The 23,671-nt window shown below is 39.9% G+C and carries 18 protein-coding genes; 12 read left to right on the top strand and 6 right to left on the bottom strand.

What is annotated here, in order from left to right; genetic code table 11:
- Positions 1-2,460 precede the first annotated feature (2,460 nt).
- From RCO84_RS00630 to RCO84_RS00620, 3 genes are all read right to left on the bottom strand, one after another.
- Positions 2,461-3,255, bottom strand: a complete 795-nt coding sequence (locus RCO84_RS00630; protein ID WP_317583464.1) for a transposase — start codon at positions 3,253-3,255, stop codon at positions 2,461-2,463.
- Between the two features lie 163 nt (positions 3,256-3,418).
- Positions 3,419-4,336: an IS982 family transposase gene (locus tag RCO84_RS00625; RefSeq protein ID WP_317583463.1), complete on the bottom strand. Its 918-nt coding sequence runs from the start codon at positions 4,334-4,336 to the stop codon at positions 3,419-3,421.
- An 85-nt stretch (positions 4,337-4,421) separates the two neighbouring features.
- Entirely contained in the window at positions 4,422-4,736 is a 315-nt protein-coding gene (locus RCO84_RS00620; protein ID WP_317583462.1) for a hypothetical protein, read from the bottom strand.
- A 151-nt stretch (positions 4,737-4,887) separates the two neighbouring features.
- Between RCO84_RS00620 and RCO84_RS00615 the strand changes: the two genes are divergently transcribed.
- From RCO84_RS00615 to tnpB (RCO84_RS16910), 5 genes are all read left to right on the top strand, one after another.
- Positions 4,888-5,298, top strand: a complete 411-nt coding sequence (locus RCO84_RS00615) for a hypothetical protein (protein WP_117588064.1) — start codon at positions 4,888-4,890, stop codon at positions 5,296-5,298.
- Entirely contained in the window at positions 5,286-5,486 is a 201-nt protein-coding gene (gene tnpB / locus RCO84_RS00610) for an IS66 family insertion sequence element accessory protein TnpB (RefSeq protein ID WP_144155435.1), read from the top strand. The genes RCO84_RS00615 and tnpB (RCO84_RS00610) overlap by 13 nt, the downstream gene beginning before the upstream one ends.
- Before the next feature lie 124 nt (positions 5,487-5,610).
- Positions 5,611-6,636: an IS110 family transposase gene (locus RCO84_RS00605; RefSeq protein ID WP_287851789.1), complete on the top strand. Its 1,026-nt coding sequence runs from the start codon at positions 5,611-5,613 to the stop codon at positions 6,634-6,636.
- Between the two features lie 287 nt (positions 6,637-6,923).
- Positions 6,924-7,949 (top strand): IS110 family transposase, encoded by a 1,026-nt coding sequence (locus RCO84_RS00600; protein WP_264957586.1) that lies wholly within the window; start codon positions 6,924-6,926, stop codon positions 7,947-7,949.
- A 171-nt stretch (positions 7,950-8,120) separates the two neighbouring features.
- The gene (gene tnpB, locus RCO84_RS16910; protein ID WP_373690110.1) at positions 8,121-8,378 is read left to right on the top strand and encodes an IS66 family insertion sequence element accessory protein TnpB; all 258 of its coding nucleotides are present in this window, start codon (positions 8,121-8,123) and stop codon (positions 8,376-8,378) included.
- 388 nt (positions 8,379-8,766) lie between these two features.
- Here the strand turns inward: tnpB (RCO84_RS16910) and RCO84_RS00595 are convergent, their stop codons facing one another.
- Positions 8,767-10,323, bottom strand: coding sequence for an IS1182 family transposase (locus RCO84_RS00595; RefSeq protein WP_317583461.1), 1,557 nt, complete (start codon positions 10,321-10,323; stop codon positions 8,767-8,769).
- A 113-nt stretch (positions 10,324-10,436) separates the two neighbouring features.
- On the opposite strand from RCO84_RS00595, the gene tnpC reads away from it, so the two are divergent.
- The 6 genes from tnpC (at position 10,437) to RCO84_RS00565 (ending at position 19,744) form a co-directional block, all read left to right on the top strand.
- Positions 10,437-11,957 carry an IS66 family transposase gene (tnpC, locus tag RCO84_RS00590; RefSeq protein WP_317583459.1) on the top strand — a complete coding sequence of 507 codons (1,521 nt, stop codon included), beginning with the start codon at positions 10,437-10,439 and terminating at the stop codon, positions 11,955-11,957.
- Positions 11,958-13,078: 1,121 nt separating this feature from the next.
- A complete protein-coding gene (locus tag RCO84_RS00585) occupies positions 13,079-13,318 on the top strand; it encodes a hypothetical protein (RefSeq protein ID WP_287833490.1) in 240 nt (79 codons plus the stop codon).
- On the top strand, positions 13,315-13,803 hold the full coding sequence (locus RCO84_RS00580; RefSeq protein WP_287833488.1) for a 3'-5' exonuclease: 489 nt from the start codon (positions 13,315-13,317) through the stop codon (positions 13,801-13,803). The genes RCO84_RS00585 and RCO84_RS00580 overlap by 4 nt, the downstream gene beginning before the upstream one ends.
- Positions 13,804-13,806: 3 nt before the next feature.
- Positions 13,807-15,558, top strand: a complete 1,752-nt coding sequence (locus RCO84_RS00575) for a DUF262 domain-containing protein (protein ID WP_154483350.1) — start codon at positions 13,807-13,809, stop codon at positions 15,556-15,558.
- Between the two features lie 3 nt (positions 15,559-15,561).
- Positions 15,562-17,766, top strand: a complete 2,205-nt coding sequence (locus tag RCO84_RS00570) for a DUF262 domain-containing protein (protein WP_317583455.1) — start codon at positions 15,562-15,564, stop codon at positions 17,764-17,766.
- Between the two features lie 421 nt (positions 17,767-18,187).
- Positions 18,188-19,744, top strand: coding sequence for an IS1182 family transposase (locus tag RCO84_RS00565; RefSeq protein WP_317583453.1), 1,557 nt, complete (start codon positions 18,188-18,190; stop codon positions 19,742-19,744).
- 581 nt (positions 19,745-20,325) lie between these two features.
- Here RCO84_RS00565 and ftsZ read toward each other — a convergent pair.
- Positions 20,326-21,717 carry a cell division protein FtsZ gene (gene ftsZ, locus RCO84_RS00560; RefSeq protein WP_317583451.1) on the bottom strand — a complete coding sequence of 464 codons (1,392 nt, stop codon included), beginning with the start codon at positions 21,715-21,717 and terminating at the stop codon, positions 20,326-20,328.
- A 140-nt stretch (positions 21,718-21,857) separates the two neighbouring features.
- On the opposite strand from ftsZ, the gene RCO84_RS00555 reads away from it, so the two are divergent.
- A complete protein-coding gene (locus RCO84_RS00555; protein ID WP_317583450.1) occupies positions 21,858-22,382 on the top strand; it encodes a hypothetical protein in 525 nt (174 codons plus the stop codon).
- A 203-nt stretch (positions 22,383-22,585) separates the two neighbouring features.
- On the opposite strand, the gene RCO84_RS00550 is transcribed toward RCO84_RS00555, so the two are convergent.
- Positions 22,586-23,629, bottom strand: coding sequence for a YeiH family protein (locus RCO84_RS00550; RefSeq protein ID WP_317583448.1), 1,044 nt, complete (start codon positions 23,627-23,629; stop codon positions 22,586-22,588).
- Positions 23,630-23,671 lie beyond the last annotated feature (42 nt).

Below are 23,671 nucleotides of genomic sequence, written 5' to 3'. Positions count from 1 at the left end.
ACTCTTCTTTTGAGTAATCTTTTATTATTATTACTTATAATTATATTGCTGTGTATTGGATTTAATTAATTTATTGGTTTTCGTTAAAGTAATACTTTAATATAGGTTACCTATCTTATTACGACAATATTATAAATGATAATTGTTTTTATAGTAAGAAAAGCCAGAGTTTAAAGGCAAAATCACTCTAAGTTTATAATTTTGTCCGGGCTTGAGTTTTAGGGATTGGGATATAATATATAAACTTTTGAATCTCTGATAGTTAAAACATTGCTGCGACAAAATTATAAAAAAACAAAAAATATGATTTAAAAAACGACTATTTAATAATTATGTCGCAAATAAAATCATAATAACTATAATTGTGTCGCATGTGATGTGGCATATTATGGAGTATTCTTAATAAATAAAGGTTGTAAAAAGAATACTTTATTAATGTATAGCGCGATTTTAGGGAGCTGGATGAAAAAAGGCTTTAGGGAATATTCCATGTTACTGCGACAAAATTATAAGCCAAATCTAATTCTATAGGTGAAGTATTCCATGATAAAAGTTAACGTTATAATTGTGTCGTAATGTACACTAAAAATCGAAGTATAAGATAATTATAATTTTGTCGCAACATGATTGTATTTGTTTGTTTATCAGTGAATTGAATGATTTTAATAAAGTAACTTGCGACAAAAATAGAAATGCCAAATAGGGCAGGGGATTACTATGTAATATACCTGCGACAAAAAAATAAAGGAAATCAGATAAAAGTAGAACGTTTTACGACTTCGTTGTATTTTTGTCGCAAATAGGTTCAATTGGTTTATTATTCTGTCGTATGATGTATGCTCTGAGCAAACAAAATATATAGAAGGTATACTATAAAGTTTTTTGCTTCAATATGTTATAAGTATTTATAGAAATGTTATTGCGACAAAATTATTGGTTGAATTAGGTCGGAATAGCAGTTAACTCTTGAATTTGCATGTTATGCGTGAGGATTATGACTTATATTAGAAAGAATAAGAAGACCTTAATATAACAGTACATAACATAAAGATACATTTATTAACGCTAAAAAAAGTCTGTTCTTTCTTTATACGGCCTGGCTTTCAAAAACTTTCCCTCCATGAAGCTGGGAATTTTCTTTTTCTGCATCATAACGGCGGAAGAAACACCACTATAAGTCCTCTTGCCAGTCTGCTCTTTTTTAATTTTTTTTTTTTGGCTTATTCTTTTCAGTATCTGTAACTGACTGATTTATAATATCTCCCTTTAGCTATCTGCGACATAATTATAAGATGGTGCGACAAAAATATAAACCCATCTGCGACATAATTATAAATCTTAGGTGCTTTGCTGCGACAAAATTATAAGGGTATAATATGAATCTAGATTAACGTTTTTTGCATATAAGATGGTTTGTTAGGATAGATGTGATTACTAGAAGTGATATATTAGAGTAATCATTGTCCAATTAAATAATAGAAATATTCATATATCTATCTGGTAATCTGAATTTAGCAGGTATATTTTATATGAAACGAACTTGAATTGTTTGGCTCAAACTGTTCTTCTTTTGTCTTTTAAATGGCTTTGCTTACTATATATTATTTCGCATTAATAGTATTCTTCAGGATTGCTTCGATTTCGCATCTTTATAAAAATGTCGCACCATTAGAATGAGGATGATTAATTTATGTCCATATAATAACATCATCTAACATAAAGATACATTTATTAACGCGCAAAAAAGTCTGTTCTTTCTTTATATGGCTTGGCTTTCAAAAACTTTCTCCCCATGAAGCTGGAAGTTTCCTCTTTCTTCATCATAACGGAAGAAGAAACACCACTATAAGTCTTCTTGCCAGTCTGCTCTTTTTTAAATCTCTTTTTTTGGCTTATTCTTTTCAGTATCTGTAACTAACTGATTTATAATATCTCCCTTTAGCTACCTGCGACATAATTATAAGATGATGCGACAAAAATATAAACCCATCTGCGACATAATTATAAATCTTAGGTGCTTTGTTGCGACAAAATTATAAAGATATGGGATTTGTGGCAATTAACAGATTTTTTATCTCTCCTTCTCCTGTAGTATTGGTTCTGGACCTTTTCCTCTGTACTCCATATAGGCATTCTTGAGTTTGCTGCGACAAAATTATAAGGAATAAATGCCTTCATGGCCTTGTAGAATCCTAAGACAAGTTTGGTGATATGAGAAGAGATAGGTACAGGGGGGCAAATCAAGAGAAAGCCTTCTTTTTCTTGATTTGTATGGGAGACCAGGCTCTTGGATGATTTGCAATGAAACTTTCCTCGGTAAAATTGCAACAACGTCTTAAATCGCAGAAAAATGCCCTTTTTCCTTTTTAGTAGTGTGAAAATGAAGAGAGGGGAGAAGTTGTCTTTGCTATTATGTGATAGATGGAAAAAGCAATAGTTCGTTAATAATCCAATAATGTGCTAAGCAGCTATACGCTGTAAGCACGAGAGATCTTTGAAAATCTTGCTAATTAAAGTTCGGTTCGGGGTGTACCCACTTGCTTTAAAAATTCGTTTCACCAGATAAATGTTGGTCATCAGGGACTTGAATGAAGACATAGAATATTCCATTCCCATCCCCTTCATAGTTACCTTGGCAACATTTAGTGATGTGAACGAAGCATTGAAAGCAAAATCGAGTTTCCACTTATCGCGAGCCTGGCAGTCCATAAGACCAGTATAGCCTTTGGCGTCACGAAAGCAAAATTCGATCTGGAACCTGGTTCTATAATAAAGAAGTACCTCTTCACCCGAAAGTGAGGTGTCTGTAGAGAAGAATAGTTTCTTCTTGCCATTCGGCATCTGCCAGATGACAAGTCTAACTTTACACTTGAGTGCCTTGGAATAGGCAATCAAAGTATAAGCTGTTCCTTCTATATCTTTCATCTCCATCTTCTCCATTCGAGTGAGGTCAAGATTCTTCATATCAATCTTGCCATCCTTGGTCTTGGGGCGACCACGTTTTCCAGTACGTGGACCAGCATAGACATAAAAGAGACAAGCATTGTCACGAAAGCGGCTTATCAAAGAGAACCCTTCTTTCTTTATCCCATTAACAAATGTACTTGTAGAGAAGTAAGCATCTGCAACTATGAGGGTTGAGAGTTTGAGAAGTTCATTGCGGTAACGCTTAATGACGCCGATATAGAAATCTACCATAGTCTTGTTTCTAAGACTCAGTTCTTTATTACTTAGCGACTGGTGTGCTCTTAACATCAGGCAGTCTTTGGCAACAATATCAATGAGTACCTCAGTTCGGGATAACGAGCTCTATCTAAATGCTTTATAATGTTTTTATATAAGGGACACAGAGGCTTGGCAACCATCTATATATCTTGGATGGTTGCTGAGACAAAATCCTCATGTAAAATATGCAATGTTAGAAAAGACTAAGCTGTTTCGTATCTTCGATAACGTATCCAGTAAGTGCCTTGGGCTTGTTGTCAAAGAAACAGTATGCCTCTAATGCAGAAATAATATTTATGATGAAATTCGCAACAGACCTGTGACGTGAATGTACTATCTGAGCCGTATTTTTCAACAGGTCATTAATCGTTTCAATGATGTATCTTTTGCGTAGCATCATCTTGTCATAGAACGGCATTAGTTTGTTCTTCATGTTCACTCTCAGTCCTGTTACCAACTGGATGCCTTCCTCAAAAAGCGAATCGAAGAGTTTTTGTGAGATATAGCCTTTATCTGCAAACAGCTTACCATACAGACGTTTAGCCAACACATCGAATACCGTTGGATCTTTGTCGCTAACGTTTGCACCAGTGAGAACAAAAGCAATTATCTCACCTCTATCATTACAAGCCAGATGTAGCTTGAACCCATGACACCATCCCATTGTTCCCTTTCCGTTTGTGGCAATGCCTTTGAACACTCTGTTGGCATAACGCCTGAGATTGTGGCATATTGGTATTATGGTTGAATCAACAAAGGTTATACCTGTACATCTGCCAAAAGCACGGAGATTCAGGAAGAACATGAGAGGGAAGAATACGCGACTTTCAAGTTCTACAAAACGGTTATAAGACACCGCATTTGGAAAATATGACTTCAAAGTTCCTCTAATAAAGAATAGGTAATAATGCTTGAAGTTTCGGAACGAGCCGAAATGGAAATACAGCAAAATCGTCATGATTTCACTATCAGATAAAGAGGCTTTACGTCGTCTGCGCTTTACTCCATCTTCACCCAAAAGCAATTTTCCTGCATTTTCAGCATCAAAAACTTTGTAAAATTCATCAATAATACAAAATAATTCTGTAACTTTGTCCTTGGTAATCTCCATAATGATATCTTTTTATGTTTGTAACTAATTGGATTTCAACTACAAAGATACAAAAAATATCGGAGATTACCAACTTTTTTAGGCACTATTTCTTATCCCGAACTGAGGTAATGAGTCCAATACCCATGATTTCGAGACCATGTTTAACAGACTGTGCACATCCCGACCAAAAACGACCGATATGTGGAGTCTTCTTGCCAGCTTTGCTGATGTAACTGGGATCAATGGCAATAGCCCATCTTCCCTGTTTACCAAAGAAGCGCTTGGCAAGTGAGACATTAAGTTTGAGCCAGTCAATGCTTTTCGACTTTTTTAAGCCGAATGCGTTGCGGTAGGTTTGCTCAACATGCGAGCCATACCTCCCCATTTGGGTGAAATTTATCTTTCTTGGTATTACCATGAACAAAATTATCTATCACCTCGATGAGTATTTTCTCGAAACTTTTTGTTAACTTTGCAGCCGAATCTTCGTAAGCGGCTCCGCGTTTATACCTTGCCCTTTATCGTAAAAGTTCTTACCTTTGCACCATAATTTTAAAAGCAATGAAATTATGAGAGCAACAGAACGTTATGAGAGGGCATGGAATGCCTTCCAGATTCATTTGAATCATAATCCAAAAGCCAGTTTGATTCCTTTTTTAAAGGAACGGCATGTAAACCATCGCTCGATGCATAGATGGATGTCAGAGAAAGGTTATTCTGTTAGGTTAGCCAAACAGCAGATTCGTCTGCTTCAGGCCGAAGCCCGTAAGGAATGTTCCGAGGCAATAGCCAAGGACACTGGGATGATGTTCCTTCCCATGGAAATGCCATCCGAACCCGTCTGTCCAGAGAACTATCTTTTTGGCATAACCCTAACCTTCCCAAATGGAACGATAGTCACCATCAAGAAAGGTAGCGCCAAATCTGTCATGCATCTGATGAAACTTTATGAAAAGGAGGATATGCTATGTTTGGACTAAACGAAAATACCCAGTATTACGTCTGCCAGCGATATGTCCGAATGAACATGGGCATAAATGGCCTGTACCAGATTGTGAGGACGGAGATGGAGCTGCCGCCACTCGGTGGTGCCGTCTTCATCTTCTTCTCAAAGAACCGCCAGCAGGTAAAAATGCTCTTTTACCTTTGCACTCGGAAACAAGTTTAAACGAATTGGTTAACGGGTGTTAAGGTGAACTATAAAATGCTCTAGAATATCACTATCATTTGACTCAGTCCTTCGCCAAGCCAAATGTTTTCTTGTATCCATTTAATATTAAAATGTTAATAATATGGATAAAGAACTGTATTTTGGCGTAGATGTCTCCAAGAAGACTCTCGACCTTGCTTATTATGATGGTGAAGCCATCGATTGGAAGAATGCCCATATTCAGGTGAGCAATGATGATGCTGGATTCAAAAAGATTGGCTCCTGGGTTGCAAAGGTAGGAAAAGACTTTGCTACCTTTTTGTTCTGTATGGAATATACTGGACTTTATAATCAAAACTTCAGATTATGGCTGGAATCCAAAGAATATATCTATGGTATGGTGGAACCTCGCAAAATGCATCGCTTCGAGCCAGACTTGGATGATGACCAGCGCTCTCTAGACCGTATCAAGACTGATGAACTGGATGCTTTCAGAATAGCAATCTATTGTGAGCAGAACCACAAGAAGATTCTTCGCAATCCCTCCAAACTTCCTTCATCTGTCTATTTCAAGTTGAAGAGATTGCTGGCTGAGCGTAAGCAGAACACCAAACAGTCTGTTCTTTACAAGCAACAGCTTCATGATATCTGCGCATACGACACAGACTTATCCGTTGAACGCAAGAAACTCCTGCTGAAGAACATGCAGGAAAACCAGAAAGCAATAGACAAGGAGATTGACAGCTACATGAATGAAGATACAAGCATCAGAAAGAATTACAATCTGCTGACCTCCATTCCTGGCATTGGTCGCATCATAGCGTTGGAAACCATTGTATTGACGGAAAATTTCACTGCAATCAGCAATCCTCGCAAATATGCCTGTTACATAGGAATAGCCCCTTTTAAAAAGGAATCTGGTACCTCAGTAAGAAAGAAAACGGGTGTTTCCAAGAAAGGCTTTTCTGAAGCCAAGGCAGACTTATCCATAGCTGTCCTTTCCGCCATAAGGAACAATCCTTCAATAAGAGACTATTGGATACGCAAGAGAAAGGAAAAATGCGGTGGCATCGTACTCAATGCCATCAAGTTCAAGCTAGTCCTTCGTATGTTTGCCGTGATAAAGCGTGGAACACCATATGTGGAGACAGATGCATATAAGAACTAAAATGCAGCAAAAGTGAACTATCGCACTTCTTAGAGCATAACTATTTCCCGACTAAGTCTTTTGTCTGCGTTTTTTTCACTACCTTTGCCGGAGCATCTGAAATGGAAGGAACTCCGGACGGGGGTAGTGAACTATTTTGTCTTAGACAAAGACCTTTCCCTGATCTAGTCTCCCCAGCCTGAAATGCCAGGTCAAGTGCCGTTTAGGGAATTAGCCGTGGAAGCTTTTAAAAGATGTGGCTTACCCTGACATAGAGAGCTCCTTCCTGCAAAATGCGGTACAAAGGTATGAAAAATAAATCATTTATCGGCATCGACATCTCAAAAAATGTCATTGACGTATCAATTTTCTGTGAAGAAGCCCCAATTAAGGACTTTTCTCACGATGTATTCAACAATTCCCGCAAGGGATTTGGCGAAATGTGCACATGGCTCAAGAAGAATCATGTGGTTCTCTCGAACTGTCTCTTTGGAATGGAGTTCACCGGCAGCTATTCCATGGAACTGGAGAAGTTTCTTAATGCCAGGAACTATCAGTTCTGCATGCTCTCCACCCATGTGGTAAAGCATTATCCCATGGAACCCAAGGACAAGAGCGACAAGATTGACTCTGCCAAGATTGCAGACTTTCTCTATCGCTATAATGGTACCGAATGTGTCAAGCCTTATAAAATGCCTGACAAGACCATGCAGAGACTCAAGGCACTGATGAATGAGCGTAAGTTCCTGGTGGAACAGCGTACATGCTTCATGAACAGAAGACAGCTGTGCACCACAAAGGAAGATGCCCAGTTATATGATGGCTACATCAAGAAATTCAGCCGTGACATTGATAACATCGAGTTGGAAGAGCAGAAGTTGCTGGCTACAGACGATAGCCTTTTGGCTACTTACAAGAATCTTCTGACAATACCAGGAGTCGGCTTCGTCAATGCCATAAATGTCATTGTCATTACCCGAAACTTTACCGCATTTGAAACAGCAAGGCAATATGCCAGTTATGTCGGCGTGGCACCGCACTCCCACACTTCAGGCACCAGTGTGAGATGGCGTCCCCGACCTTCAGCACGCTGTGATGGTCAGGCGAAAGCGGATCTATCCATGGCGGCCACAGTTGCTGTACAATATGATGCAGAGTTACAATCATTTTATAACCGTAAATTAGGAGGTAAGCAAGATTCAGACACTAAACGCAAGGCATTGAATGCCGTTAAGTTCAAACTTGTTCTCAGAATGTTCGCCATAGGTAAGCAGAACAGAAAATGGGAACCGTTGGATTCAAAGAGCAGCAATGAAAAACTTGCAATATCATAAGTCCGAAACAAGTGAACTATAGCAGTCTGTGCTACTGCCATTTAGAGTCTTGTAAAGACACAAACACGGATAACTAATTAGGAATCTAGCCACACGCTATTAAAAGAACGAGTTCCGTGTTGATTTGTAACAGAAAAATCATTTTTGACCATTTCTGCTACCGATATTTTAGTGCCTGTATGCTTCAAAACGCCTCTTTTATATTTATTAACACAAAAAATTGCTCAAAAATTTGGCTATGTCTTAGGAATCAAATGGGATGGCGATGGTTTCCTGCTGTATCAGAAGCGACTGGAGCGAGGAACCTTTGAATTACCATTCTTTGATCCCCAAAGCAAACAATGCAAAATGCCTTACAAGACGCTATCTGCCATCATGAGCGGAATTTGCCTGAAAAGTATGAGATATCGAAAACGGCTTAATCTGTAGGTGTGTAAGGTTGCGTTTAATAGGTTGTATATCAGCAAGATAGTAAAAATAAATATCTGAAAATCCTTGCATATCTCGATATTTTTTCGTATCTTTGCACTATGACAAAGGACGAAATTATAGTACTTTTGAAGGAACAACTTCAGCTTGCCAACGAACAACTTCAGCAAGCTAATACTACAGTGGAGGGTGTGTCATAAGTCTGTGACACACCCTTTTTTTTGTGTGTTTCTGTATCTTCTAGTTGAATCGTAGTCTTTCTTCACAAAGGGAATCTTATTATATTGTATAGAAACTTTACTTTTCTTGTTTTATCGATAACAAAACAGCCCCAAAGCTCACAAAAGGGCATAGTTATCCCTGACGATAAAAAAAACAAAATTGAGTTTTATCGTTTTATACCCAAATATTTCTTCAAATTGAATCCCATTCCGAACAATCCTAGATCCATGTAAACCTTGTCCATTCCAAAATGCCTGAATCGCTTATAATGCATATCTGCCTTCATCTGCCCAAATACAGCTTCCGGCTCTATCGGTCGCTGGCTTCTGTGTTTCAAGCCCTCTTGAGACGTTAGTAGCAGGAAGGCTTCCTTTTTATATGCATTCAGTTTATGGTTGACATATATGGTTCTGTTGCCTTTGGATTTCTTGCAGAGACTTCCAAGCGGACATCCATCACATCGTTGTGCTCTATATAATGTAATGACAGACACATAGCCGGAGTCACTTTTCGTTTGCCGTTGTCCACAAGGTTCCATGTGTTGTCCCATGGGGCAGACATAATAGTCATCATCCCTGTTGTAGTAGAAGTTCGCTTGGTTGAAGGCATCCTCCTTGAAAGGCTTATGCTGTTCCTTGTGAAACCAGTTGTACTTTACATAACCCATCATCTCTTCCATCTCTAGGTACTCGTAGTTCTCCTCCGAGCCATACCCTGAGTCTGCGGTGACGCTCTTGGATTGCTTTCCATATCTTTTCTTGTACTTATCCAAAAAAGGCTTGAAGGTCAGGGTGTCTGTTGGATTGGGATAAAGGGCGAAATTCGTCCAATATTGATTCTCTGTCGCAATTTGAAGGTTATAGGCAGGCTTTGTCTGCCCATTGTTCATGGCATCTTCCTTGAGGCGCATGAAGGTCGCATCGGGATCAGTCTTGGAGTAACTGTTTCTCTCGCCCAGTATATCCAGTGATTTTTCATACTCGCACAGTTTGTCCGAGGCTTTGAACAAGTGATCTATCTGAGTATTTAGCTTTTGCTTCTCTCTTCCTGTAAGCTTTGCCTTAGGAAGGTTCTTCACTTGCCTCTCACACAAACGTGCACTTCTCTCTACATCCTTGGCGAAAGTGGCTGGCTCGCTGTCTTCTTCCCTAATGTCACTCCCGCCATTCAGGCGAATTTGTTCTTTTATCTGAGCCAATGCAGCAGAGGTCTTTTCCAAGAGCTTAGCTCTGTTCTTTTCCACAGTCTTCTTCCATACAAACGTGTACTTGTTTGCTTTCGACTCTATCTTAGTACCATCAACATATTGTTCCTCCAGACTAATCACGCCCTTTTCAGCCAATATGGAGACGACTGCATCAAAATAAAAGTCGATGCATTTAATCATATGATTGGATCTAAAGCGGTTGATTGTTGCGAAAGATAATTGCTTACCTCCACAAATCCACATATAGCGAACATCGTATTTAAGTGCGTCCGCTATGCCACGACAGGAATAAACGCCATTGATATAGGCAAAAACAACTAAACTTAGAAGCATCTTCGGACTGTAAGGAGGAGCACCAATCCCATCATAGGTATCCATGAGAGGGTTGATGTCCATACTGCGAACAATACGATCCACCATACGAACTTTGCTGTCTTTTGGCACATAATCATCGAAAGAGTTAGGAAAAAAGCTCAATTCGTGCCGAGTTTCAGATTTTATTTGTATCTTTGCCATACTTTAAGAAGTTTTCTGCAAAAATACAAATCTTTTGCGGAAAGGCAAAGCCCGAGCTTGTGAAAGTTTGGGCTTTGTTGTAAATAAAAATGTTTTTTAAAGATTTCGTATCTGTGAAAAGGCAAAAAATAAAAAGGGGTGCGTCACAGACTTATGACACACCCTCCATTGAACGTATAAAGTCATTAGAAGAACTACTCGTCCAGAAAGGAATCGCCATTGACAAAGCGAATCGTCAGAACAAGGCACTCGGCAAGCTCGTTTCAGGCAAGAAGTCCGAACGTCAGGAAAAGAATCCACAAGCCTCGATGACCCAGGAGGAATTTGACAAGAAGAAAACAGAGCAGGCCGAAAAGAGAAAGGCACGCAAAAACAATGGTGCCAAGCGTGACATGCATTACGAGATGAAAGAGGTGCATGTTACGATAGATCCAGTCATGGATGCAGAGCTTTTGAAGACGTTGCGTCTCTTCGGGACTCGTACCTGTATACGTTACAGCATGGAACCCATCAAATTCATCAAGACCGTGTATCACATCAACACTTATACTGATGGATGTATCATGTATCCGGGGAAAACTCCGCCGGCTCTGTTGTTGAATTCTTCCTATTCACCTTCCTTTGCAGCAGGACTCCTGCAGATGCGATACATCTATTCCATGCCGGTAGAGCGAATCATCAAATACTTTGCCGACAATGGGTTTACGTTAAGGAAGGCCACGGCAAACAAGCTGATTGCCAGAAGTGCCGATGTACTGGAAAACTTCTATAAGGCTATCTGCCAAGTAGTGTTGCAGCAGGATTATGTCTCGGCGGACGAGACATACCATAAAGTACTGTTAGCCAAGACAAAGCCTGCGGACAAGGGTTCGAAGAAAGGCTACTTCTGGGCTGTAAGTGCGCCTAAACTGGGACTTGTCTTCTTCGTATATGAGGATGGATCACGCTCTGAGCAGGTCATACTTAACGTATTCTCTGATTATAAAGGTACCATACAGAGTGATGCATATGCTCCTTACCGGAAACTGGAGTCGGATGCTTATCCTGACATCATGAGAATCGCCTGTCTACAGCATGTCAAGAGAGACTTCATCGACTGCGGCAAGGAGGACAAGGATGCTCAGGAAGTCGTAGATATCCTCAACAGATTTTATCGAGAAGACAAAAAACATAAGGTTGGGGTAAATGGATGGACCGTTGAAGACCATCTAGCCTATCGGCAGTCATATGCACCGGACATTTTACAGGATTTATTGGAGAAACTGGAGGAAATATCTTCCAGGAAGGATTTGCTGCCCAAGTCTACCTTGGCGCAGGCGGTCGGTTATGCCCTTAATGAATATAATGCCATTTGTGACATCTTCAAAAGAGGTGATACGGCTCTCGATAACAACTATATTGAGAGAATCCAGAGGTACATATCACTATCAAGAAGAAACTCAATGTTCTTTGGTTCGCACGAAGGAGCAAGCCGGGCGGCTATCCTATATTCCATCGCCATCTCATGCAGGCTGAATGGCATTAATCTGTTTGAATACATATGCGACGTAATAGAAAAGACTGCAGAATGGCAACCCAATACCCCATTGGAAAAATATAGAAACTTACTTCCTGACCGATGGAAAAAGCAGTAACAGCATTAGTTTAATCAGCTGTTACTGCTTTTTTTGAATTATGCAAGGTATAAACGCGGAGACGCTTACGAATCTTCAACTGCATCTTTAAAGATATCCATATATTGGTCAAGTCCTGTATTCATATAATTTTGCGTTTGTCGTGATTTGCAAAGTTACTGAAAATCAGCGACTTGACCAACTTTTTATAGTTAAGTTTTCATAAGCATTTCTTAATATAAGTTATTGATTTACAGACGATTAAATATTAATTTAACGCAGTATTGAAAAAGAGAAGTATTACCCAAAATATTATGGTGTAGCACTTCTCTTCTTTCTCTTGACCTTCCAGCAACAGAGGACTCTTCTACGTTTCCGATTCTAGGCTAGAAATTGTAAGGCAAAAATCTAGTTCTCTGTATTTTGTGGAACGATTTCTTCATGTAGCCTGTTATGAACTGTGAAAAAATCATTCATTAACTTTATCTATTATGTCTTTCCATTTTTCAGGAGAATAAGCTGTAATAACTGTAAGAACTGAGACGCCAAGAACAAAAAGTAACATCATATGAATACTCGTTTTCCGTGTGAACCCACGACAGACCTGCTGCAATTAGTAATTTAAAAATATTATTCCCTCTCCCCAAATCCCGAAGATTAAAAGGTGATAGGCTTTTTACGTGCAAGCAAATACGATAAATACGAGTAAACATGATGCAAGGAATTTCTGTATTTTTTTTCGGTAGCCATCGGCTGCTTAGACAAAAAATCAGAAATAACCTTCAGGTGGTACTTGCAGGTTTACGTTTATCGTAACTTTGCAAAGTAAAAACCTGGCTCCTTGATATTGGACATGGGAGCGATAAGGAGATGGAAAGAATCATCGTTGCTGTAGGTAAGGAGTCTATATTCGCGATACCCATAAAGAAGTTACTATGAAGACCACCCGTTGCTGTGACTCCGGAAGTGGTATCAATGGCTTTCACCTGGATGATCATGAAAACAAATGCTATTTTCAGTTGAATTCTATCAGAAATCTCTAGTTTAGGCAAAAAATGATGACGGTGTGAATAAAAAATACACACCATAGCAATATCTTTGCAGGCGAAACGTTATCAAAACATTAAATGCAATATACAAGTATGGCATTGAATCAAACCAACAAGCTCGTGTGGATTGTGGAGACCATCTATCGAGTGCATGAGATTTCCTTCGAGGAACTGAACCGCCGCTGGATGGACAATGTGGATTTGAGCGGAGGCGAGGAGATGTTGAAGCGTACCTTCCACAAGTGGAATATCTTCGACACCTTTGGCTTGTCGATAGAATGCGAAAAGACAGCTCCTTATTCAATAAAGCTAATAAATAAGTACACGTTATGAAAGATTTTGCAGCAATAGACTTTGAAACAGCTAATAATGAGCGTTCATCAGTCTGCTCCGTGGGCATCGTCATAGTTCGTGACGGCGAGATAGTGGACAAATTCTACTCACTCATCAAGCCCGAACCGGAGTATTACAACTATTGGTGTAGTCAGGTGCATGGCTTGTGCACTGCCGATACAGAAGATGCGCCCATCTTCCCTGAAGTGTGGAAACAGATAGAGCCAAAGATAGCCGGTCTCCCTCTCGTAGCCCACAACAAGGCGTTCGACGAGAGCTGTCTGAAAGCGGTCTTCCGTATCTATCAGATGGACTATCCCGGTTATCCGTTCTACTGTACCTGTGTGGCTTCACGCCGAGTCTGGCCACAAGGTAATCATACTCTTGATGTAATTGCAGCTCGCTGCGGTTATGATTTGTCAAACCATCATCATGCCTTGGCCGATGCAGAAGCCTGCGCTGCCATCGCATTACAAATACTATAAAATATGAGCTCAATAAACAATTTAAAGGATAGGTTAAAGGACATAGGTTACAAGACAACCATTACCCTATCAAATTATATTCAACTGCTGAAAGGATCTGGAAGCTTCGTCATTCCTGACTATCAGCGTGGTTATGTTTGGGGACAGAGAAAGAAAAATTCGCAATCTGATTCTGTCTCTTTCTTAATCAATTCACTTAAGGAATCATACAAACATAAAAGTGATATATTCCTTCAAGGGATAACTGTGCATGAAAAGAAAGAATCCTTTGATATTGTTCTCGTAGATGGTCAACAAAGGACAACTTTCTTCTATCTTCTACTGAAATATACGGGCTACAAAGATTATATAAGTATCAAATATGATATTCGTAAGGAATCCAACGACTTCCTAAATAATCTAGACAAGGAGGATTGTTCCCGCAATGATACAGAAGAATACCAAGATATTTTTTTCTTTAAAAGAACACTGCGTATATTCGCAAGGGAGTTAAAGGATATTGATAAAGAAGATTTTAGAAAATATATTTTGGAACATGTAAAGTTTTTATTCGTTATCATTCCTGAAGAACAGGCTAAGATAGTTTTCACTATGATGAATGGCAATAAAGCCAAAATGACGGATGAGGAGCTAATTAAAGCAGAATTGTTGCGATGCGCATCCCTTGAACATAACTTGTTTAGCGAAGCAGAACATATCGCTCTTCGGGGACGATTGGCACGAGAATGGGATTCATGGCTCTATTGGTGGAGTGACAAAAATGTTGAATCGTTTTTTAGGACAGGAGGCAAACAATTGGGTTGGTTGCTCCCACTAGTCAGCGAGAGTAGTAAAGTAAATTTTAATGGTTTTAAGGACAAACTTCTTAAGTCGCAGACGATGAAGCAGTCTAAGAGTGTGTTCAAGAAAATGAGACTTCTTCAAAAGTCGATAGAAGATGCTTATAATCATTCAATTTCGTACAATTATTTAGGAGTAATCCTTTATATTCGCAATAATGCAGAACAACGATTTGCCTTTCTCAGATGGTATTTTGGTATCAATCAGGATGGTTCCCATTCTAAATCTATAGCTGAGTTAAAACGCTATTATGATTGGGCAATTATTGGTGTCAATCATGAGGATATAGTCGCAGTAAATGTTGAAAGATATTCCGATGCTCGTAATAGATTTCAACGTGAGTTAGAAAGCAATATGTTGTTTAGGTATCATTATGAAACAGCCTATCGGTGGCTATTACGTCAAAACATTAAGCAGGATAATCTTTATAGCGATAGAAAGTTCGATTTTAATATCGAATACAATCGTTCCTTGGAGCATGTATATCCTAAATCAAAAATAGGTCATAAAAATGATCAGAATATTGCTTTGGGCTGGAATGACGAACCTATTAAGGATGAATGCTCTATTGCCCTCTGGCGTGAAGAAATGGAATGGACGTGTAAAGAGGATCACCATATATACAATGGTTCTGAACACTGTATTGGAAATCTGGTACTTCTTTATAAGCGTGATAATTCAAAGTTCAACGATGCGGATTTTCGCAAGAAGAATCATTATTTTTTCACAGATCAAGATGATGAATCATTCAAAAGTCGTCATCTGATCCATACAACGATGGTCTTTTCTGATGTAAATTGGGAAGATAAAATCTCAGATAAACCATGGAACAAAGAGCAAGTTCCAATGCGTAAATATGCAGAAATCAAGGAATTTGAGAACGAATATCCTGAAATTTATAATAAAACGAATTAATTTATGGCACAGTTAATAAGTGGTAAGGCATATTCACTTAGTGAAATATTTTGTGGTGAGAATGATAAAGTAATCATTCCAGATTTGCAGCGTGACTATTGCTGGGGGAATCCTATTTCTGATAATGCTGAGGATTCACTTGCAAGTTCCTTTATTGATAGTATCCTAAGGCTTGAAAAGTCGCAGGAGATTACTATGGGGTTGATTTATGGATATTATGATAAGGTGTTGACTCCATATCACTTACAACTCTGTGATGGGCAACAGCGTCTCACGACATTGTTCTTGATTATCGGAGTAATCAATAGAATGTTGCCTGGAAATAAATACAGAGATTTGCTCATTTCCAATTTTGAATTACTAGAGGATGACAATGAACCGCATCTTCTCTATGGAATTAGAGAAAGTTCCTTGTATTTCTTAAGTGATCTTACATTGCACTATTTTCTTAAAGATAGTTTGTCTGTTAACGAATTGGGAGATCAGTCATGGTTCCTCAATTCTTATCATCATGATCCGACTATAGCTAGCATCATACGAGCCTTGACGACTATAGAATGTAAGCTCAAAGACTGTAAGAATTTAGAATTACTTGGCGATTTTCTTATACTTAAGCTCAAGTTCCTTTTTTATGATATGGATAATAGACAGAATGGAGAGGAAACTTTTGTAGTCATCAATACAACAGGAGAACCATTGACTGCCAACCAAAATTTAAAGCCACAGATAATGATGGCAAATCCATCTTATTCTAGGTGTACTAACGACAGCCAAAATGGCGTTTTTAATGCAGCACAAGACTGGGAAATTATGGAAACCTGGTTTTGGAAACATCGGAAGAAAAATGAATATGACACATCTACAGAAGGAATGCTTGCATTTCTTCACTGTGTTCGTATTCTTGAAAGTGGGGATGAATCTTCATGGTATAAAAATTACGAGATATCAAATGATAAGTTTCCATTGTCTATATCAATGGATACTATTTGGAAGTGGTTCTGTGCATACAAACGTATGTATGAAACTGATTATGTCCGTTTGTTTACTCCTAAAGTAAACTATCCAGAGACTCAGTCACATTATACCCAAAAAGAATTATATTCAATTCTTCCAACAATGGTATATTGTGCAAAATACCCAGAGGCATCTGTAAATAATATTCAAAGAGTATATCATATTCTCTGTAATATGGCAAGATATAGGAGTGTGTATAGATCACCAAAAAATGAGGCAATAAATGTTCCAGGCTATAGAATGTGTGAACTTATTAAATCACTTCCTGGTGAAGATATTCTTGGATTATTAGAACTCCCCAAATTCGATGTAGAAGAAGAAATATCCAAACTAACTTTTATCAAAACTACTGCTGTAGATGAAGAGCAAAGAAGACTGATAGAAGTATTATTTGCTGAAGCAGAAGACTTCAGTATATATGATGGTCAAATACAGACTCTTGTAACATGGAGTAATGGTTGCTATAACCGTTTATCAGAACTCTTCAATGCTATAAAGGAGTTGTGGATAATAGGAGCCAGTAGAAACAAACTCAGACAAGCTTTGCTTGCATATGGTATAGATGGATATCCTATGGATACAGGTACAGCAAACCTTACTTTGTGCTCAAAGACAGAATGGCGTACACTTTTCGAACAAAATGGAGAGAGTATACTATCTTTTATACAGACTTTCATTGAAGAGCGAAGTTTGGATTCAATCATTAAGAATAATATTGATAGGAATTCTCTGTATAATCCTTTAATCCAGAATATCGACTATCTGGATTTTGCCCAGGACCATAAGATTAGAGTCTATGCTCAAAATGTGATAGAAGTTATGGAAAAGACAAGGGCTAATGGAAACTATAAGTTATTCCATAATGGTGAAGTGTTTGAAAAGACTCTAGTAAAAATGGACTCTTGGGGTGGATTTCGCATCTGGTCAGACGGTAATATTTCTGTATTTTATGCCATAAGTTCAATGTACAATATAACACTAGATATGAATATCGAAAATGATGGATATAGAATAATAGCATGGTTGGATAGGGCTCCTAATAAGCCATCTGTAAGACCGAGTGCTCTGAAAGATTTGGGGTTTGATAATGTTGAAGGGGTATGGTCATTGCCAATAATAGCTTCTCCTAAACAAGCAAAGGAAAAGTTCTCATATATAACCTATGAGTTAGACAAAAAAATGTTGGACTCATGATGATTTAGATATTCAACACCAGTCTAAAGACCTATATGTTGACGATAGCGCTGTATCGGTACCATGCGTAGCGGTGTAATCGGTACCATGCTATCGTCAATATTTCGATTGTGAGAAGATTGGTTAATTTGAACTACTCATAAGCTAAAAACTTGTAGTATCCCACTTCGTCATGGAAAGCTTGCGAGCAAGACTTACGACCTCTTAGTCTTCAAGTTTTGCCCACTGCTATAATATGGCTAAGTTATAAAAGAGGAGGGTGTGTCATAAGTCTGTGACGCACCCCTTTTTATTTTTTGCCTTTTCACAGATACGAAATCTTTAAAAAACATTTTTATTTACAACAAAGCCCAAACTTTCACAAGCTCGGGCTTTGCCTTTCCGCAAAAGATTTGTATCTTTGCAGAAAACTTCTTTAAGTATGGCAAAGATACAAATAAAATCTGAAACTCGGCACGAATTGAGCTTTTTTCCTAACTCTTTCGATGATTATGTGCCAAAAGACAGCAAAGTTCGTATGGTGGATCGTATTGTTCGCAGTATGGACATCAACCCTCTCATGGATACCTATGATGGGATTGGTGCTCCTCCTTACAGTCCGAAGATGCTTCTAAGTTTAGTTGTTTTTGCCTATATCAATGGCGTTTATTCCTGTCGTGGCATAGCGGACGCACTTAAATACGATGTTCGCTATATGTGGATTTGTGGAGGTAAGCAATTATCTTTCGCAACAATCAACCGCTTTAGATCCAATCATATGATTAAATGCATCGACTTTTATTTTGATGCAGTCGTCTCCATATTGGTTGAAAAGGGCGTGATTAGTCTGGAGGAACAATATGTTGATGGTACTAAGATAGAGTCGAAAGCAAACAAGTACACGTTTGTATGGAAGAAGACTGTGGAAAAGAACAGGGCTAAGCTCTTGGAAAAGACCTCTGCTGCATTGGCTCAGATAAAAGAACAAATTCGCCTGAATGGCGGGAGTGACATTAAGGAAGAAGACAGCGAGCCAGCCACTTCCGCCAAGGATGTAAAGAGAAGTGCACGTTTGTGTGAGAGGCAAGTGAAGAACCTTCCTAAGGCAAAGCTTACAGGAAGAGAGAAGCAAAAGCTAAATACTCAGATAGATCACTTGTTCAAAGCCTCGGACAAACTGTGCGAGTATGAAAAATCACTGGATATACTGGGCGAGAGAAACAGTTACTCCAAGACTGATCCCGATGCGACCTTCATGCGCCTCAAGGAAGATGCCATGAACAATGGGCAGACAAAGCCAGCCTATAACCTTCAAATTGCGACAGAGAATCAATATTGGACGAATTTCGCCCTTTATCCCAATCCAACAGACACCCTGACCTTCAAGCCTTTTTTGGATAAGTACAAGAAAAGATATGGAAAGCAATCCAAGAGCGTCACCGCAGACTCAGGATATGGCTCGGAGGAGAACTACGAGTACCTAGAGATGGAAGAGATGATGGGTTATGTAAAGTACAACTGGTTTCACAAGGAACAGCATAAGCCTTTCAAGGAGGATGCCTTCAACCAAGCGAACTTCTACTACAACAGGGATGATGACTATTATGTCTGCCCCATGGGACAACACATGGAACCTTGTGGACAACGGCAAACGAAAAGTGACTCCGGCTATGTGTCTGTCATTACATTATATAGAGCACAACGATGTGATGGATGTCCGCTTGGAAGTCTCTGCAAGAAATCCAAAGGCAACAGAACCATATATGTCAACCATAAACTGAATGCATATAAAAAGGAAGCCTTCCTGCTACTAACGTCTGAAGAGGGCTTGAAACACAGAAGCCAGCGACCGATAGAGCCGGAAGCTGTATTTGGGCAGATGAAGGCAGATATGTATTATAAGCGATTCAGGCATTTCGGAAAGGACAAAGTTTACATGGACATAGGGTTGTTCGGTATAGGATTCAATTTGAAGAAATATTTGGGGATAAAACGATAAAACTCAATTTTGTTTTTTTTATCGTCAGGGATAACTATGCCCTTTTGTGAGCTTTGGGGCTGTTTTGTTATCGATAAAACAAGAAAAGTAAAGTTTCTATACAATATAATAAGATTCCCTTTGTGAAGAAAGACTACGATTCAACTAGAATATATAGAAACACACACAAAAAAGGGTGCGTCACAGACTTATGACACACCCTCCTCTTTCCATTAAAACGCTCTGTACCATATTGATAAAGAAATTCCTTTATTAACCCTTGATAGGCAAGGGTGTTGAAATTTCGTCTATGTGTATCGTCAACTTCTGAGTGACATTTTATACATAGGCACTCCAAGTTACTATCCCGGTTGTCTGTTTTGTCTCCATTCTTATGATGAGTTTGCATGAACTCACTTTCAAATGGATTCATTACCTTCACACCACATCTTTCACAGGTAAAAGACGGATAATGCGCTCCAAATTGTATTCCAAACTAATGGTTTACATAATATTGCCATGAAAAAGAGGGGGCGTCATGGTCTTATGACTCACCCTCTATTTCCAACCAAAATCGCTTTCCTGGTATTAATCATCATCAACTACTTATAGTTTTCATCATCGTTAATGATGATGTCCAGATCTTCTGCTATTTTCTTCAGCCCATTTTTGATTCTGCCGCCCAGTGTCCATGACTTCGGCTTATTGACAGGCGGTTCAGCAAGAACTTCTCTTGAGTTTTCTGCTGTAGGAGGATTGTCTTCCACCCAAACCTTAGCTGGCTCTTCTCCAGACTCATTTTCTGACTCTTCTTCTTGATGGGCAATAGTAGCTTCCTTCTCGGTAGTATCATGATTGATGTTATCTATAGATTCTGCTTCTTGCTTTTGCCCAGTTTTATTTGCTAGCGTCTGGAAGTTGTCTCTGATAGGATGATAGAGCTTGTCGATGATTCTCTGATAGTCTTCCTCATCCTTAGATACAGAAGAACTTTCAGGTATATCCTCGGCCAACTCATTGTTCAGACCAGTTGCCAGAATGGTGACTTTGGCATCCTCATCCAAACTGTCATCATCAGAAAGGCCCCAAATCACCTTGATGTCAGGGTTCAGTTCATCAAAGAAGGCATCAATTTCTCTCATCTCCCTCACAAAGATAGGGTGCTTACTGGAAGTATAGATATTGAAAAGGATGCGCTGGGCATTACTGATATCGCTGCCATAGAGCAGAGGAGAGTCTAACGCATTCTTGATGGCACTCTGAACCCTTCCCTCACCACTGGCTCTACCCATGGCCATGATAGCACCGCCACCGCTCTTGATGGTAGTCTCGATGTCACGGAAGTCAAGATTGATGGTTCCCTCCACGGTGATGAGTTCCGAGATACTCTTGGTGGCATCACTCAGTACCTTGTCTGCCAGTTTGAAGGCATCCTTTACGGTAATCTCGGAGTCGGCATAAACATCGCAGAGACGCTCGTTGTTGACGATAAGCAAGGCATCCACGTTCTTGCGCATTTCTTCTACACCCTGCAGAGCCTTGACAATTTTCTTTCGCTTCTCGAAGTAGAAAGGTATGGTGATGATGCCAACGGTAAGGATGCCCATCCCTTTGGCAATACCGGCAATGACAGGTGCGGCACCCGTACCCGTTCCACCACCCATTCCGGCAGTAACAAAAAACATCTTGGTTCCGTCGTCCAGCAGTTTCTTGATGTCTTCCTGGGTATTCTGAGCCTCACTTCTTCCCACTTCGGGATTTGCCCCTGCACCCAAACCACTCTTTCCGAGCATGATCTTTACCGGCACAGGCGACTTGGATAGTGATTGACTATCCGTATTGCAGACGGCGAAACTCACGTTCACGATTCCCTCTGCATACATATTCTTGACGGCATTGCATCCGCCACCACCCACACCAATCACCTTGATGATGTTCTTGGTAGTGTCTTCTGTCTGTCCGAAATCTATAGGAGTCCAATCTTCTTTCATCATTTCTATATTTCAATTTGGATGCAAAGATACATACAAAGAATCAGATTCCCTATGAAAAATCAAACGCAAGCCTTGCAAAAGAAGATTTTTTCTAGATGAGAAACGATTTTTCCCATTCTTTTTGTACTTTTGCAACCAGTATGCAAGAAGAAATAAGAAATATGACCCCAGAGGAGAAAGCCGCTCAGGTAAAGACGCTTTCCACCCAGCTTTTAGCAGAAGGTAGAACCGATCTTTTGTTAAAAGCCATCAGTGTGCCCGTATTGGAACAGCTCCGTATCGAGGCAGCAAGGGCAACCCTCAGTCCTCTGGTCATCACGGAAGATTACCGTTTCTTGCTCCCAAACTATGGAAACAGTGAAGTGCAGCTCAGTCCCATCCACAAGGCCCTCTATCTGCTCTTTCTGAATCACCCGGAAGGAATAGAGTTCAAGAACCTGGCGGATCATCGTGAGGAACTGTTTGCCCTCTACCGAAAAATCGGCAACAGAATCGATCCCGATAAAATCACAGAAACAGTGAATCGCCTGACGAACCCTCTTGATAATGCCATCAACGAGAAGTGTTCGCGCATCAAGGCAGCTTTCTCTGACCTGATGGACGATACCAGGCCGACTATTATATCATCAATAGCCATGTCAAGCGCCACCAAGGCTCTTCCATGAAGCTCTGGTTCGAGAGGTTGAAGATAATCAATCTCCCAAGAGAACTTGTAGTCTATCAATAATGCTTTTCTTACCGTTTATGACGATGTAAATACTATCATGTATATATCTCTCCGGCTTTTCTTTCCCCATTTGTGAATCGTTCTACTTTTCACATGGATGTTTTCCTCTGTCGTTATAATATACCTTCTATATAGATATTCTTATAAATAAGGTATGGCAAACTTCACCAGACAATATCCACCTCCGATGAGCCAGCAATAAAGAATGGCAGCTAAGAGGAAAGGCTTAATGCCAGCTTTCTTGAATTTGTCAAAGCTTGTTTCGGCTCCCAATGCAGCCATTGCCATGGTCAGGAGGAAAGTATCCAGTTGGTTAATCCAATCCACTATGCTTTCCGGAAGCAACCCAAGAGAATTGAATCCGATAACTACCAGGAAGAGAATGGCAAACCATGGAATGCTGATTTTAGGCTTGTTGGTATCAGTATTTTCCAAACAGTCTCTTTTAGCAACATCCCTAGCAACGGTCCATGCAATCACCAGTAATACCGGTACCAGCATCATCACCCTTATCATTTTCACAATGATGGCATTGTTGCTCACCTCGGCTCCCATGGCATTGGCTGCACCTACCACATGGGCTACTTCATGAACAGTGGAACCCGTAAAGAGTCCCATCATATCTGGTGATAGGTCAAAGATGCCAGCCCTGTAGAGAATAGGGTAGAGGAACATGGATAATGTACCAAAGATGACTACAGTGGCTACGGCTACTGCCGTCTTGTAAGGCTTCGGACGAATGGCCCCATCCACACCCAATACTGCTGCAGCTCCACAGATGGCACTTCCGCAAGCGGTGAGCAGTGCGATGCTGCGGTCAATTTTCAGGAGTCTTCCCACCAGGATTCCCAAGCCGATGGTGCCGCATACGATGATGGCATCCATCACGATGGCAGAGACTCCAACAGCCATCACATCCTGGAAGGTGAGCTTGAAACCATAAAGGATGATGCCTGTGCGGAGGATTCGCTTGCTGCAAAACTTGATGCCCGGTACCCAGGTGTCGGGCAGGTTGTTACGTAAACTATTGGCATAGAGCATACCAATGATGATGCCCACCACCATGGGGCTAAACGAAAGAGCTTTCATCCAGTCCATGCCACCGATGTAGAAAGCAGCGCATGCGAAGAGTGCGATGAGCAATACGCCATGCAGCATACTGCTCCTTTGTTCTGATAATCTCATATTTTTCTTTTTTGTCGGTTATTCGCTTTTGAAAAGCGGGTG

It is taken from the genome of Segatella copri (assembly GCF_949820605.1).
Classification (GTDB): Bacteria; Bacteroidota; Bacteroidia; order Bacteroidales; family Bacteroidaceae; genus Prevotella.
The sequence above is the reverse complement of the archived record's forward strand: the minus strand, read 5'-3'. Positions and strand labels throughout refer to the sequence as shown.

Excerpts from the sequence above, each read along its gene's own strand:
- RCO84_RS00630 (WP_317583464.1), bottom strand. The coding sequence starts at position 3,255 with ATGTTAAGAGCACACCAGTCGCTAAGTAATAAAGAACTGAGTCTTAGA.
- RCO84_RS00625 (WP_317583463.1), bottom strand. The coding sequence starts at position 4,336 with ATGGAGATTACCAAGGACAAAGTTACAGAATTATTTTGTATTATTGAT.
- RCO84_RS00620 (WP_317583462.1), bottom strand. The coding sequence starts at position 4,736 with ATGGTAATACCAAGAAAGATAAATTTCACCCAAATGGGGAGGTATGGC.
- RCO84_RS00615 (WP_117588064.1), top strand. The coding sequence starts at position 4,888 with ATGAGAGCAACAGAACGTTATGAGAGGGCATGGAATGCCTTCCAGATT.
- tnpB (WP_144155435.1), top strand. The coding sequence starts at position 5,286 with ATGTTTGGACTAAACGAAAATACCCAGTATTACGTCTGCCAGCGATAT.
- RCO84_RS00605 (WP_287851789.1), top strand. The coding sequence starts at position 5,611 with ATGGATAAAGAACTGTATTTTGGCGTAGATGTCTCCAAGAAGACTCTC.
- RCO84_RS00600 (WP_264957586.1), top strand. The coding sequence starts at position 6,924 with ATGAAAAATAAATCATTTATCGGCATCGACATCTCAAAAAATGTCATT.
- RCO84_RS00595 (WP_317583461.1), bottom strand. The coding sequence starts at position 10,323 with ATGGCAAAGATACAAATAAAATCTGAAACTCGGCACGAATTGAGCTTT.
- RCO84_RS00585 (WP_287833490.1), top strand. The coding sequence starts at position 13,079 with ATGGCATTGAATCAAACCAACAAGCTCGTGTGGATTGTGGAGACCATC.
- RCO84_RS00580 (WP_287833488.1), top strand. The coding sequence starts at position 13,315 with ATGAAAGATTTTGCAGCAATAGACTTTGAAACAGCTAATAATGAGCGT.
- RCO84_RS00575 (WP_154483350.1), top strand. The coding sequence starts at position 13,807 with ATGAGCTCAATAAACAATTTAAAGGATAGGTTAAAGGACATAGGTTAC.
- RCO84_RS00570 (WP_317583455.1), top strand. The coding sequence starts at position 15,562 with ATGGCACAGTTAATAAGTGGTAAGGCATATTCACTTAGTGAAATATTT.
- RCO84_RS00565 (WP_317583453.1), top strand. The coding sequence starts at position 18,188 with ATGGCAAAGATACAAATAAAATCTGAAACTCGGCACGAATTGAGCTTT.
- ftsZ (WP_317583451.1), bottom strand. The coding sequence starts at position 21,717 with ATGATGAAAGAAGATTGGACTCCTATAGATTTCGGACAGACAGAAGAC.
- RCO84_RS00555 (WP_317583450.1), top strand. The coding sequence starts at position 21,858 with ATGCAAGAAGAAATAAGAAATATGACCCCAGAGGAGAAAGCCGCTCAG.
- RCO84_RS00550 (WP_317583448.1), bottom strand. The coding sequence starts at position 23,629 with ATGAGATTATCAGAACAAAGGAGCAGTATGCTGCATGGCGTATTGCTC.